Here is a 14,399-nt window from a genome sequence, read left to right as displayed (position 1 = left end):
GTTCAGTTGGACATCCGGGCCATCGACATCAGCAGCTTGGGCAGCAGCGTCGCCCCGGCATGGAGCCGGATCGGATGCGGCGTGCGCGGCACGACCGAGAGCTGCTCGCGGCTGTTGGTGGCGATCGCGGTGGCGACTTCGATGCCGAGCTGGGTGTTGATGCCGATGCCACGGCCATTGTCGGCCTGGATCGCCAGCGCACCGTCGCCGAGATCATAGAGCTCGGGCAGGAAGGACGAGTTCACCTGCGCCAGGCCGTGCCAGATATAGTCGATCCGCGGATCGGGCATCGCGGCGAAATGCTGCTTCAGCCGGCGCTCCGCCTCGCGCAGATGCGCCTTGCCGCCGGTGACGAGGAACGACATCGGGAAGGCCGAGATCAGGTGCCCCTGCGCATCGAGCCGGGCGGTGAAGAGATAGGGCACCTTGTCGGTAAAGGCGCCGCCTTCGGGCAGGATCGTCTCGCGCTGGCTGGCGCTGAGCGGCGCGGTGGCGAACTGGATGACGTTGAGCGGCAATACCGTGCGCTTGAGCGCGGGATGCAGTGCCGCATTGCCGCCATTGGCCGCCAGCACGACGCGCCGGGCCGAGACCGCGCCGCCGGGCGTGCGGGCGATCCAGCGGCCACCCTCGAACGCCAACGCCTCGACCGGGCTCTGGGCGAACAGGCGGGCGCCCTGTTTGAGCGCGGCACGGGCGATGCCGCGGACATAGCCGAGCGGATTGATGCTGCCGCCCTCGCCGAAGCGCAGCGCGCCGCAATAACGATCGACGCCGAAGCGATGCCGGGCCTCGCGCGCCTCGACAAAGCTGACGTCATAGCCGCGCGACTGCCACTGATTGGCATAGCTGCGCTGGTTCTGGGCGAGATGCTCGGTATGGGCGGGCGTGTAGAAGCCGTCCTGCCGGGCGTCGCAGTCGATGCCGTGGCGGGCGATCAGATCGAACACCGCGCGGGCCGAGCCACCGATCATCCGGGTAAGCCGCTCGCCGCGCAGCCGGCCGAGCACCGGGCCGATCGTCTCGGGGGTGTGGCGGATATAATCGGGGGCGACGAGGCCACCGCTCCAGCCGGTCGCCTGGTCGCCGGGCTGGCCGGCTTCGACCAGCACCGTGTCGACGCCTGCCTCGGCCAGGTGGAGCGCGGTGGTCATGCCGGCGATGCCGCCGCCGATGACCAGCACCTCGGCCTCGACCTCGGTTGCCAGCGGCGCGAGATCGGGGCCCGGCGCCGCGGTGGCGACCCAGACCGGCGCCAGCGACGGCCCATCGCCTTCGCGACGGGAAATGGGCTGATGCTCCATCACCACGCCTTTCCAGGGGCGAAGCCGGAGGCCGGCGCGAAGGGCAAAAGCTCCCCCGCGACGTCCGTGATACGGGACGTTTGCATGTAATCCTGAACTCTCTGTTCGCTCCGGCAAGGGAGCGGTGTCTCTCTGCCCCTCAAAGGGGCGGTGTTGGTTGGATGCGGGTCAGGCGATGGCGGGCTCGGCCCTCCCCGCCCGCTCGGTGCGGCGGGCGATGGCGACGAAGGCCAGCACGAAGCAGAGCGCGACCGGCGTGTTCATGATCATCGGGAGCGACATCTGGTTGTTGCCGACGATGCTGACCGCGATGAAGATCGCAGTGCCCTCCTGGCGCATCAGATGCTCGATCCCGATCGCGATATTCTCCCGCCGGGTGAAGCCGGCGAAGCGCACGATAGTCATCACCACGCAGACCATGATCAGGTTGAGCGCGACGGTGATCCAGAACAGCGCGCCGAGATTTTCGCGCAGCACCGGCACCTGATCGAACAGGATCAGGCCGAAGGCGCTGAACAGCACGACCATCGCGATGTTCTTGAGATATTTCTTGAAGGCGATCGCGAAGGCCGGGCGCAGCGCCCGCAGCGTGAAGCCGGCGGCGGCGGGCAGCACGGTGATCGAGAAGATATCCCAGAAGAAGGACGCCAGCGGCACCTTCACATCGGCTTCGAGCCCCATGAAATGGGCCAGCGCGAAATGCGCGTAGAAGGGCACGGCGAAGATGTAGATCATGCTGAGCAGCAGCGTCATCGACATCGAGAGGGCGAGATCGCCCTTGGCCATGTCGGTGAACAAATTGGAGAGCATGCCGCCAGGCGTGGTGGCGAGCAGCACGAAGCCGACCGCCAGCGCCGGCGTGGGCGCAACGGTTAGCGCGAGGGTGAGCCCGATCGCCGGCGGGACGATCAGCATCGAGCAGACGCCGAAAATCAGCGCGCGCTTGTTGCGGAACACCTGGCGGAAATCCTCGGCGGTGAGCGACAGGCCCATCGAGGCCATGATCGCGATCAGCGAGCCGGGAAGCACCCAGTGCCCGAGGAAGGACATCAGATCGGCATAGGTCATGTCCCGCTCCCCCTCAGGCCGGTTCGACAGTGATGGTGCAGGCGCCGTTCCGGCGGATCGTGCGGCAATCCGCGACGGCCTTCTCCAGATCCTCGTCGAGGATGCGGGCGCAGACATTGGCCTGGATCCAGCCGAACGGCATCAGCAGCCGGCCCCCGGCACCATAGAAGATGCCGATGTCGTAGAACGGGCCGGGCGGCAGGCCCTGGGTGCTGCCGGCAGCGAGATAAGCGAGCACGATGTCGCCCGCGCCGGGATAGGAAGTGGCGTTCTCGGCCGGGATCGGCGGCTGGGCCATCCCTTCCGGCAGCGATGCCGAGGGCATCGGGATCGAGATCTCCGGGCCGGTCCAGATCGCGTGCATCGCCTCGAACGAGGCGCGGCGATTGGCGAGATCGCGCAGGAACTCACAGGATAAAGGCGCCGCTTGCGGAAGCAGACGGCAGCGCGCCGACAGCCCCGATTTCGGCTCCGTGAACTTTACCAGATCCATCGAAAGCATGCCCCCTATTCGCCCGTCGCCATCGACAGATATTCTTCCTTCTGGAGTGCGATCGGCACATTGCCGTTGGTCCAGAGATAATCGTGGAAGCGCTTGAGATCGAAGGACTTGCCTTCGCGCACCCGGGCTTCCGCAAGGAACTCGGTCGTCTGCATCTTGCCGATCTGGTAGCTGATCGCCTGGCCCGGCGCGGCGGCGAAGAAGGTCGCTTCCTCGTGCGCGGTGGCCGGATCCATCGGGATCATCTTCTCCAGATACTCGGCAGCCTGGGCGATGGTGAATTCACCTAGCGCCAGCTTCACGTCCACTTCGACCCGAAGGGCACGCAATCGCGCGAAATTGTAGATGATCTCACGCGTCTTGGGCGCATCGGCCCAGAAGCCGGCCTGGAGCATCATCTCTTCGGCATAGAAGCCGGTGCCCTCATTGGCGCCACTGTCATAATAGCGGCGGCGCAGCGGATCGGGGTTCCGCCAGCTGAGGCTGAGCTGGAAGAAATGGCCGGGCACGCCTTCATGGACGATGATCGGCCGTGGATCGCGCGCGATCGAGAGGTTGAAATAGCCGAGCTTGGGCGAGGGATCGGGGAGATAGACGGTCGCGTCATCCCCTGTCCGATCGATGCTGGTGAAATCGAAGGTGCGGCCCAGCCAGCCGATCGGCGCGAGATAGGCGGGGAAAGGCTGGGCCTTGTAATGCCCCACCCAGTCGGGGACGGTCAGGAGGTTCTTGTCGGTGAGGAACTTGCGGACCTTGAGTTCGTCCGCGTCGAGCTGCGCGGTGACCGCACCGATCGAGGCGCCGATCGGCAGCTCGGGGAGCCCGGCATTGCGGTTGCGCTCGAGCGTTTCGAACAGCACCGAGCGCGCCCATTCCTGGCGGCCCATCGCGACCAGCTGCTCGGGCGAATAGGGATAGATGCCGACATTGCCGAGGAAATAGAGATAGGACTCGCGGCCCACCGCGGTCTGCTCGGGCAGGCCGGCGCGCTTGGATTTCAGGAACTCGGCATAGCCCGCAAAGGCAGTGATCGCCTTCTCGACCACGGCATTGAGCCGCTTCTTCTGCGCGGCATCGGCATAGGGGGCGAGGCCGGCGGCCATGCCGCGCAGGCTCTCCGGCACTTCGGCGATCTGGCTGAGCGCGACATCGACGAAGGGTCCGCGCATGTCGTCCAGATTGGCGCGGCCGGCAGCGACGATCGCCGGGGCGTTGCCGAGCAGATGGATCACTTCGTCCAGCCGTGCATGCGAGACCGGTGGTTTGGGCAGCAGCAGCTCGAACACCGGGTTGAGCGCCTGCGCGGTGTAGAAATGCGGCTGGCGGCGCCAGGCGGCGATATGGTCCATTTCCCAGTGGACCCGGGCCAGCGCCGAGCCGACCAGCCGGTAATCGACCTTCTCGCTGATGCTTTGGGGGGCGGTCTCCAGCGCCTTCCAGCGCGCCTCGAACGCGGCGAGTTGCTTGCGCTGGGCGGCAATAGCAGCGGGCGACCAGTCGGGCAGCCAGCCGGCGGGGCGGACGATGCGCGGGATGTCGTCGCTGCTCGCGGGCTGGGTGGTGCCGCGCCACGCCCAGAAATCGGCGCCGAGCTGCTGGACGGCCGGCTGGGCAGCCGCCGGCACGGCAGCCACTGGGGCAACCAGCAGGGTGGCGCCTCCGATCAGAACCGCGATGCCCCGACGCAGCATGTTATTTCCGGTTCTTCACGTTGCGATCGAAGAACTCGACCATCTTCTTGAACGAGAAGCGGGTCTGCGGAATGTTCTCGGCGTCCCAGGGATGGTTGGCGCCGGGCAGCGTCACCAGTTCGAACATCTGCTCGCGCTGGATCATCTGCTCGGCCAGCGCCATCGTGTCCGAATAGAGCACGACGGAATCGCGGGTGCCGTGGATGATCATCAGCGGGTCCCTGATCCCCTTGGCCTGATAGAGCGCCGACTGCGCCTCGTAGCGCTTGGGCATGTCCGGGCCGTCGGGCGGCCCCATGATCCACATCTGCGCCGGGAAGGCGTGCCAGACATTGGTGGCCGGCGCGCCGGCGATGCCCGCGGCATAGAGGCCGGGCTTCTTCGACAGCGACATGATCGTCATCAGCCCGCCATAGCTCGAGCCCCAGATGCCGATGCGCCTGGGATCGGCATAGCCCTGGGCGATCAGATAGCGGACGCCGCTCTCGAGATCGTTGATGTCGGTCTCGCCATAGCTCTCGTACTGCGTCTGGTTATGGTCGCGCCCCTGCCCCCAGGAGCCGCGGATGTTGACGGTCAGGACGATATAGCCCTGCGCGACGAAATACTGGTCGAGCCCCCAGGTCGGGTGGGCGCGGCGGCCGCCCCACTGGTTGTGGACCGCGTCCGAATAGACCGAGCCGACGATGACCGGGTATTTCCTGGCGGGGTCGAAATTGGCGGGGACACTCACCCGGCCGAGCAGGTTCATCCCGTCGACATGGCTGGGGAACTGGACGTAGCGCGTCTTCGCCCAGGTCTGGCCGTAGAAATCGGGCTGAGGCGATTTGGTGACCTGCGCTGCCTTGCCGGGCTTCGCGGTGTCGATGACGAACAGCTCGGGCGGCAGGTCGTCATTGCTGTACCAGTCGGCGATGCGGCTGAAATCGGGGGAATAGACCGGCTCATGGGTACCGCCCGCCGGGCCGCTGAGCTGCTCGATCTTTCCGCCCGCTACGGCCACGCGGTAGAGCTGTCGGTCCTGCAGCGCGGACTTGTTGGCGGTGAAATAGAGCTGCTTGTTCTTGTCATCGACTTCGAACGACGCGATTTCCCATTTGCCGCTGGTGATCTGGCGCGGGGCCTCGCCGGCCTTGCGCTGGTGGTAGAGCTGGAGCCAGCCGTCGCGATCGGTGAGGATGATCAGGCCATCATCGCCCGGCGCCCAGGCGACCTTCCAGTCGGGGCGGAGATGCTTCGGCTCGCGCAGCTGGTAGAAGGTCTCGCGGGCGCCGGTGGCGGCGTCGTAGAGATAGATGGTGTGTTCCTTGGCCTCCATGTCGGCGCTGCTGACGAACAGCCGCTTGCCGTCATGCGACAGGCCATAGCCCCAGACATCATGCTTGGCGTCGGGGCGCTCGAACAGGCGGGGCTGGCCGCCGGCGAGGCTGACGAGGCCGATCGTCGTCTTGCTGGTCTCCTCGCCCGGGAAGGCGCGGATCACGCGGTTGTTCTGGAGCTTGCCCTTGGCGTCGTAATAGATGTCGCGCTCGGGCATGGCGCGGTCGTCGGCCTGCTGGAAGGCGATCGCCTTGCCGCTATCGGCCCATTTGAAGTCCTCGATATAGAGCTTGGGATCGTCGCTGCCGGCGAGGCGCGTGGCGGTGGCGCCCTCGCCTGCCGCGGCGTCGCGGACCCAGAGCTGGCCGCCGCCCGCGACGGGCGTGCCGGCGGGTGCCGCGGCGAGGAAGGCGAGTTTGGAACCGTCGGGCGAAACGGTGAGCTTGCGGATGCCGCGCTTGTCGGCTTCGGCCTTCACCACCGTGCCGTCGGCCTCGCGGATATGGAGCTGGCCGCCGAGCGTGAAGGCGATGCGGCCGTTCGAGAGGAACACCGCCTGGGCGATGCCCTTCGCCTCGGCCTCGGGCTTGGAGTCCTTGCCGAGGAAGGTCAGGCGGGTCTTCTGGCCGGTCTTGGGCGAGTAGGACCAGATGTCGCGGAACGAATAGCCTTCATCGTTCCACAGGAAGAGCACCGCGCTGCTGTCCGCTGCCCAGCTATAGCCCAGCGGCTCAAGGCCGACGAGGCTCTTGTAGCGATACAGCTCGTCGAGCGAGAGACTGGTGCCGGCGAACTGGGACTGCTGGGCCGATGCGGAAGGCGCCGCACTCAGCGATGCGATCGCCAGGGCCACCGACATCGCACGGACGGAAACGCGGAACTTCATCATCTTCCCAGCACCTTCACTCACTTGTCGTCGCGTCCGGCCCCGAAGAGCCGGTTGCCGGCGACGACGGCCCGCCCGCCGCCGCCGGACTAGGCCTCAGAACCGCTTGCGGAAACCAACCGTGAAGCGGCGGCCGATCGCGTCATAGGTATCCCGCTCGTAGAGCTGGAACGGCGGGTTGTGATCGCCGAGATTGTCGATCGTGCCATAGATGCTGAGCGACTTGTCGATGTCGTAGGACGCGCTCAGATCGAAATAGCTGATTTGGCCGGTCTCCGGCACCGCGAGCAGCGGCATCGCCGCGCCCGAAGCCTTGGCCGCCGCGATGCGCCCGTCCTTCACCGAGCCGATGAAGCGGTGGCGCAGCGAGACCTGGAAGGCATCGGTCACGTCCCAGGTCAGGCGCTGGGTGAAGCGCCACTTGGGGTTGGCGTTGCCGCAGCTGCCGCCGCCGATATAGCCCGCGCAATCGATCGCCGCGACGATCGGGCTGCTCTGGACCACGCTCTTGATGAGGTAGCTGCCGGCCAGATAATAGCTGAGGCTGCCGAACGAGCCGGTGTCGTACTTGTAGTCGAGCCGGAAATCGACGCCCGACGTCTCCATCGAGGCGATGTTCGCGTTGAGCAGCGGCACGTCATAGAGCTGGCCGTCCGACGAGCGGTGGTTGAGCGGCTGGCAGAAGACGTTGCTCATCGACAGGTTGGCACGGCAGGCGGTGATGACCGACTGGAGGCCACCGCCGAACGCCGCGATCGCACCGTCGATCTTGATGTTGTAATAGTCGACGGTGAGCTGGAGGTTAGGCACGAAGTCCGGACGGAAGACCGCACCGAGCGACCAGGTGTCCGAGGTTTCCTCCTGCAGGTTCGGATTGCCGCCGGTGATCGCGCGGATCTGGACATTCTCCTGCTGGAACACGTCGATCACGCTCGACGGCACGCCCAGCGAACTGACGCAGAAGGTCCGCTCGGCCGCGGTGCGGTTGGCACCGGTGGCGTTGCAGAAGTCGGTCGCCTGCGGCGCGGTGTTGGTGGCACCCGAATAGAGCTCGACCACGTTCGGCGCACGCACGGCACGCTGATAGAGGCCGCGGATCTTGAGGCCCTTGACCGGCGAATACTCGCCACCCGCCTTCCACGAAGTCACGCCGCCCGCGGTCGAATAGTCCGAATAGCGGATGCCGCCTTCGAACGAGAGCATGTGCACCAGCGGCATGTCGGCCAGGATCGGCACGACGAGCTCGCCATAGACTTCCTTGACGTCGAAGCTGCCGCCGGTCGCCTGGATGCCCGCCGAGCGCGAGAGCGCCTTGCCCTGGATGTAGAGCTGGTCGGGCGTGAAGGTGGAGCTTTCCTTGCGATATTCGGCGCCGACCGAGATGCCGACATTGCCCGCCGGCAGTTTGAACAGCGTGCCGGTGATGCTGGCGCCGGCCTGCTTCTGATCGAGGACGGTGATGTTGGTGAGGTTGGTGTAGATGTAGTCGATCATCGGCTTGGTCATCGACATCAGCCCGAACGGGTTGATCGTGACGCAGCGCGTGTCGGTGGTGAGGCAATCATAGGGATTGCTGGGGTTAGTCAGGAACGCGTTGGCGAAATTGTCGATCAGGACGCCGCCGCCTTGGACTTCGGTGATCCGGACATGGCCCTGATTGTAGAAGGCTTCCCAGTTCAACTTGTCGGTGAGTGCCCCGCGCAGGCCGACGACATAGCGCGAGAATTCGCGGGTCTGGTCATCGGTACGCGAGCCGAAATCGAGCAGGCGGCGATTGATGTTGAGCGAGACGAGATTGTCGCCATCGGCATCGAGATTGGTGCGCAGGAACTCGCGCAGCGAGGACGACAGATAGGGATTGCGCAGGTCGAACTGGAAGTTCGGCAGGAAGCCCGAGCTGCTCATCGGCACCGCGCCCAGCGTCGAGTTGATCTCGCTGCGGACGTAATTGCCTTCCCAGAAGGCAGTGATGTTGTCGGTCACGTCATAGTGACCGGTCAGCGCGCCCGACCAGCGCTTCATCGGCATCTGGAGGTTGGTGTAGGGGCGATCGTTGAAACCGTCGCTGGTCTTGTAGGCGCGCCAGCCCTCCGGCGCGAAGAAGATGCCGGCGGTGCCGATCGTGTTGCCGTACGGATCGACCTTGCCGACCAGCGCCGGGGTGAAGATCGTGCCCTGCGGCGTGACGCCGTTGCCGCCGGGGACGAGCACGCCCTTCCCGCCCTGCACCGCATCGACCAGGTAGAGCGAGGCATGCGCGCGGGCCGAACCCTTGACGATGCCGCGGTCATAATAGCTGCCGTTGAACACGATGTTGCCGCGGCCATCGTCGAAATTGCCGCCGACGGTGAAGTCGATGTTGTAGCGATCGGCATCGCCGCGATCGGTGAGGCCGTACTGGCCGCTGACCTCCAGCCCCTCGAAGTTCGTCTTGGTGACGAAGTTGACCACGCCGGCCATCGCGTCCGAGCCGTACACGGCCGAGGCGCCGCCGGTGACGACTTCGATCCGCTCGATCATCGAGGGCGGGATCATGTTGATGTCGACGACGCCGTCCTGGCTGGCGCCGACGATGCGGCGGCCATTCTGCAGCACCAGGGTGCGCGCGGCGCCGAGATTGCGCAGGTTGACCGTGGCCGAGCCGTTGCCGGCGTTCGACTGGGCACCCGAGCCGGCGACCGCCTGGGGCAGCGCGTTGAGCAGCTGCTCGGTCTCGGCAGTGGCGGTCTGCTTGATTTCCTCGCTGCCGATGACGTTGACCGGGCTGTTCGAGTCCACGTCCGGACGCGGAATGCGCGAACCGGTGACGACGATCGCCTCGCTGGTTTCACCTTCCGGCTCGGCGGTCTGCGCGAACGCCGTGCCCATCATCATCATCGTGGCGAGCAGCGCGGAACCGCCCCGCAATCCCGCCCGCATCACCGCTACCCGCTTACTGCCCATGATCGTGTCTCCCCGAATGGATATGCCCGCCTGCCTCGTTACGTCCGGACGTCGTTTGCCGCGTCCATTTCTGTGAACAAGTGCGTGATTTTGAGCATATCGATTGATTGGGGTCAATTCGGGGTAGCGAAAAAATGTGAAAAGTGTCGCTTTCTGGTAACAAAGATGCCGCGAAGCCCGCGATTGCGCACGGTTTTTTCCTGGCATCCAAGCGGCTCGACCTAGCCCGGCCGCACCGATCGAACCGCCCGGAAAGCAGCGGATACCGGAGAGGAATCCGCAGTTTTCTGCCGATTCGCACCACTTCGGACCGGTCGACTGCGCCCCACATGCCTCGGAGATAACACCGATTCGGTGCCTCTTGACCAGTGCGCATTCGCCGAGCATCGTATTACAAATCACGTGTTTTTCGTTTTATACGAACGGAGCGCGGCCGAACGGGCGCCGCGCGGCGAACCATCGCGAGGGAGGCTGACATGCGCGCAAGGACATTGGGGATCGCTCTGCTCCTGGCCGGGAGCGCCCTGCCGGCGGGGCTCGGCATCGCCCCGGCGATCGCGCAGCAGGCAGCGCCGCAGCCCGACGGCCCGCCCCGGGGCAAGGGCAGCCATGCCGATCTCGTCGCGCTGTTCACTGCCTTCGATGCGTGGAGCAAGCCCAGGGCGGTGAACGGCGTGGTCGACTACAGCCCCGCCGCGGTGGAGAAGCGCCGCGCCGAGCTGCGCGACTTCCAGGCCAGGCTTCCCGATTTCGCGGTGGCGAGCTGGGACCGGCATCAGCAGGTCGATTATCTCGCGGTGCGCGCGCAGATGGACCTGCAGGATTTCAGCCTGAACATCCTCAAGCCCTGGGCGCGCGATCCCGGCATGTATGTCGATGAGCTGCAGCGGCTGGCCTATACCGAGCTGCCGCTCAAGGGGGAGGCGCTGGCGAGCTTCCAGGCGCGGCTGAAGGCGATCCCGGCCTATCTGTCGCAGGCCAGGGTCAATCTCGACTCGGTTGCCGCCGACTATGCCGATCTCGCGCTGCACAGCCTGTCGCACGGCGACGGCGTGGGGCACGGCATGCCCTATCGCGCGGTCGAGCCGGAGGGGCTGATCGGCTGGTTCGCGGACCTGCACGGGCGGGCGCAGAAGCGGCAGCCCGCGCTGCTCGGCGACATCAAGGCGGCCGAGACCGCGATCCGGGGGTTCCGCGACTGGCTGACGGCCGGGCGCCCGGCGATGACCGCGCATGCCGGGGTCGGCAAGCCGGCCTATGACTGGTTCCTCACCAATGTCCGGCTGATGCCCTACACTTCCGACGAGGTGGTGACTCTGGCCGAGCGCGAGCTCACCCGATTCTGGGCCGACTACACCACGGAGCGGCACCGCAACCGCAAGCTGCCCGAACTGGCGCTGCCCAGATCGGGCGCGGAATATGAGGCGCAGCTCGCGGGCACCGACGCCAAGATCCGGAAGTGGCTGAAGGACGAGGAGATCGTGACGATCCCCGACTATATCCCGGGCACCTATCAGGAAGTGGGCTTCAACGCGCCGTGGATCGTGCGGCCGACGGGGCCGATGTTCTGGGAGCAAATCCAGTTCCGCGACGCCTCCCCCGATCATCTCCACGCCACCTTCCCCGGCCACCGCTTCGACGGGATGACCGGCAAGCGGGTGACCGATCCGATCCGCAGCAAGGTGAGCGACAGCGGGCGCACCGAAGGCTGGGGCTTCTACCTGGAGGAGAGCGCGCTGCAGCTCGGCCTGTTCGACGACCGGCCGCGCACCCGCGAGCTGATCTACATCTTCGGCCTGTTCCGCGCGGCGCGGACGATCGGCGACGTGAAGATGCAGCGCAACGAGATGACCGTGCCGCAGACCATGGCCTTCTGGAAGGAATGGACGCCGTACCTCGACGACAATGTCGCGCGCACCGATGCCGGCATCTATATCCGCCGCCCGCCGGGCTATGGCATGACCTATACGATCGGGGCGATGCAGCTGCAGAAGCTGCTGGTCGATCGCCGCCGCCAGCTCGGCGACAAATTCTCGATCCGCGACTATCACGACTATCTGATGAACACCGGGCGGCTGCCGGTGTCGCTGCTGCGCTACGACCTGACCGGCTATGACGACGAGGTCCGCAATTTCTGGCGCCATGTGCCGCTGTCGGCGGTGGCGCGGTAGATCGTATCACTCGTTACCGGATTGACGAAAGCGCCCGGCTCTCCAATCATCCGGACATGACGGAACCGCTCCCCGCTTTCCCCGATGCCTTCAACATGGCGGACTATTTCGTGTTCGCGAATGTGGAGGCCGGGCGCGGGGGGAAGACCGCGCTGCTCTTCGAGGATCGGGCGATCAGCTATGACGAGGTGGCGGCCAACGTCACCCGCGTCGCCGAGCGGCTGCTCGCCGGCGGCCTGCTGCCCGAGCAGCGGGTGCTGCTGTGCATGCGCGACTGCCCCGAGTTCGTCTATGCCTGGTTCGGCGCGATCAAGGCGGGCGCGGTGGTCACCCAGATCAACCCGATGCTGCCGGCGAGCGACTATGCCTACTATCTCGGCTATGTGAAGCCGCAGTTCGCCTTCATCGACGAGACCAGCCTGGTGGCGTTCGAGGCGGCACGGGAGGGCGCGCGGCATTGCCAGGATCCGGGATCGGTCATCCTGGTCGGCGAGGCGCCCGGGCTGCCGGGGTTCGACCGCTGGATCGCCGCGACTGAGCCCGCTGCCCCACCGCCCTGGCCGACGCGCAAGGACGATCCCGCCGTGTGGCTGTTCACCAGCGGTACCACCGGGCAGAGCAAGGGCGCGGTCCACTGCCATTTCCACTTCGCCTACAACACCGAAGTCTATGCCAGGCGCTTCATCGGCATGGCGGAGAACGACATCACCCTGTCCGGCCCGCGACTCTATTTCGGCTATGCGACCGGCACCAACCTGATGTTCCCCTTCGCGGTGGGCGCGACCGCGATCCTGGCGCGCGAGCAGCCGACGCCGGAGAATCTGTTCGCGCTGGTCGCGCGGCATCGGCCGACCGTGCTCACCAATGTGCCGACGCTGATCAACAAGATGCTCGAGGCCGAGGCGCAGGCGCCCGACCTGTCGAGCATCCGGATGATGTGGAGCGCGGGCGAGGCGCTGCCGCGCGAGCTGCACGAACGCTGGAACGCGCGCTTCGGCGTGCCGATCATCGACGGGATCGGCAGCGCGGAGAGCTTCCACATCTATATCAGCAACCGGCCCGGCGACATAAGGCCAGGGAGCCTGGGCAAGCTGGTGCCCGGCTATGAGGCGGACCTGCTCGACGATGCCGGCATGCCGATCGCCGGCGGCGAGATCGGCGTGCTGCGCATTCGCGGAGATTCCGCCGCGCTCTATTATCACGGCGACTATGCCAAATCGAAGCGGCACCTGGGCGGCGGCGCGATCGTCAGCGGCGACCTGTTCCGCCGCGATGCCGGGGGATATTGGTATTATGAGGGTCGCGGCGACGACATGATCAAGAGTGGCGGCATCTATGTCAGCCCGCTGGAGGTCGAGGGATGCCTGAGCGAGCATCCGGCAGTGCTCGAATGCTGCGTGTTCGGCCGGGCCGATGCGAACGGGCTGGAGAAGCCGGTGGTGGTGATCGTCCCGCGCGAGGCCGCCGGGGACGCACTGAGCGCGGAGGTGCTGGAATTCGCCCGCGGCCGGCTGGCGCGCTACAAGGTGCCGCACCAGGTCTATCTGTCCGACGTGCCGCTGCCGCGGAACGACCGCGACAAGATCGATCGCAAGAAGCTGCGGGAGATTTATCGATGATGCTCGGCGATCTGCCCTGGACGCAGGTGCAGGCGGCGCTGGCAAGCGGCCGACCGGTCGTCGCGATCCTGCCGCTCGGCGCGGTCGAGGCGCATGGGCCGCATCTGCCGCTGTGCACCGACGTGATCATTTCCGAAGGCATGGCCCGGCGCGCCGCGGCGCTGCTCGAGGCACAGGGCATGCACGGCTTCGTGCTGCCCGCGCTTGCCTATGCCCCGGCGCATTATGCCGAGGAGTTCGCCGGCACGATTTCGATCGGCGAGGCGACCGCGCGCGCGATCATCCTCGACATCGCCGCCAGCCTGAAGGCGCAGGGCTTTGCCTGTCTCGCGCTGGCGAACAGCCATTTCGATCCAGCCAATGTCGCGATGCTACGGAACCTGGTCCCCGCGGTGGAAGCGCTCGGGCTGGCCCTCGCCTTTCCGGATTTCACCCGGCGGGCGCTCGCGGCCGAGCTGACGGCGGAATTCGTGTCCGGTGCCTGCCATGCCGGCCAGTTCGAAACCAGCCTCGTGCTCGCCGACCGGCCCGACCTGGTCGATGCGGCGACCTGCCGGAACCTTCGCCACAACCCGTCCAGCCTGGTCACGGCCTTCGCGGCGGGCGCGCGGACCTTCGCCGAGGCAGGTGGCCCCGAGGCCTATTTCGGCGATCCCGCGCACGCCACGGCGGAGGAAGGCGAACGGACGTCCGCGATCATGGCGGAAGCCCTGGTTCGCGCGATAGGCGCCGCCGGAAAATCCGATCCGAGCCGCTGAGAGCAGATAAAACAAAACCCCGCCAAGTCGCTGGACTTGCGGGGTTTTTGTTATTGGCACGTTGGTTGCGGGAGCAGGATTTGAACCTGCGACCTTCAGGTTATGAGCCTGACGAGCTACCGGGCTGCTCCATCCCG

The 14,399-nt window shown here is 66.2% G+C and carries 9 protein-coding genes; 3 read left to right on the top strand and 6 right to left on the bottom strand.

Features of this window, described 5'->3' with window-relative positions:
* Window positions 1-2: 2 nt before the first annotated feature.
* The 6 genes from AC1RJ5_RS00045 to AC1RJ5_RS00020 all read right to left on the bottom strand — a co-directional run bounded on the left by AC1RJ5_RS00045 (window position 3) and on the right by AC1RJ5_RS00020 (window position 9,714).
* The gene (locus tag AC1RJ5_RS00045; RefSeq protein WP_493111005.1) at window positions 3-1,304 is read right to left on the bottom strand and encodes an NAD(P)/FAD-dependent oxidoreductase; all 1,302 of its coding nucleotides are present in this window, start codon (window positions 1,302-1,304) and stop codon (window positions 3-5) included.
* A 168-nt stretch (window positions 1,305-1,472) separates the two neighbouring features.
* Window positions 1,473-2,372, bottom strand: coding sequence for a bile acid:sodium symporter family protein (locus AC1RJ5_RS00040; protein WP_269575651.1), 900 nt, complete (start codon window positions 2,370-2,372; stop codon window positions 1,473-1,475).
* Window positions 2,373-2,385: 13 nt separating this feature from the next.
* Entirely contained in the window at window positions 2,386-2,865 is a 480-nt protein-coding gene (locus AC1RJ5_RS00035) for a DUF3830 family protein (RefSeq protein WP_269575652.1), read from the bottom strand.
* 14 nt (window positions 2,866-2,879) lie between these two features.
* Entirely contained in the window at window positions 2,880-4,565 is a 1,686-nt protein-coding gene (locus tag AC1RJ5_RS00030) for a DUF885 family protein (RefSeq protein WP_493111002.1), read from the bottom strand.
* Window position 4,566: 1 nt separating this feature from the next.
* Window positions 4,567-6,774 (bottom strand): S9 family peptidase, encoded by a 2,208-nt coding sequence (locus AC1RJ5_RS00025; RefSeq protein ID WP_493111000.1) that lies wholly within the window; start codon window positions 6,772-6,774, stop codon window positions 4,567-4,569.
* A 93-nt stretch (window positions 6,775-6,867) separates the two neighbouring features.
* Window positions 6,868-9,714 carry a TonB-dependent receptor plug domain-containing protein gene (locus AC1RJ5_RS00020; RefSeq protein WP_269575655.1) on the bottom strand — a complete coding sequence of 949 codons (2,847 nt, stop codon included), beginning with the start codon at window positions 9,712-9,714 and terminating at the stop codon, window positions 6,868-6,870.
* A gap of 476 nt (window positions 9,715-10,190) precedes the next feature.
* Here AC1RJ5_RS00020 and AC1RJ5_RS00015 point away from each other — a divergent pair, with 476 nt between their 5' ends.
* Genes AC1RJ5_RS00015 through AC1RJ5_RS00005 form a run of 3 tightly spaced genes read left to right on the top strand, consistent with a single transcriptional unit; the run spans window position 10,191 to window position 14,262 of the window.
* Window positions 10,191-11,885 carry a DUF885 family protein gene (locus AC1RJ5_RS00015; RefSeq protein WP_493110998.1) on the top strand — a complete coding sequence of 565 codons (1,695 nt, stop codon included), beginning with the start codon at window positions 10,191-10,193 and terminating at the stop codon, window positions 11,883-11,885.
* Window positions 11,886-11,941: 56 nt separating this feature from the next.
* Window positions 11,942-13,504, top strand: coding sequence for a benzoate-CoA ligase family protein (locus AC1RJ5_RS00010; RefSeq protein WP_493110996.1), 1,563 nt, complete (start codon window positions 11,942-11,944; stop codon window positions 13,502-13,504).
* Window positions 13,501-14,262 (top strand): creatininase family protein, encoded by a 762-nt coding sequence (locus tag AC1RJ5_RS00005; protein WP_493110994.1) that lies wholly within the window; start codon window positions 13,501-13,503, stop codon window positions 14,260-14,262. The genes AC1RJ5_RS00010 and AC1RJ5_RS00005 overlap by 4 nt, the downstream gene beginning before the upstream one ends.
* The last annotated feature ends 137 nt before the right edge of the window (window positions 14,263-14,399 follow it).

It is taken from the genome of Sphingomonas sp. GW822-FHT03G08 (assembly GCF_058801135.1).
Note: the sequence above shows the minus strand (reverse complement) of the source record. Positions and strands in the feature narration are given on the sequence as shown.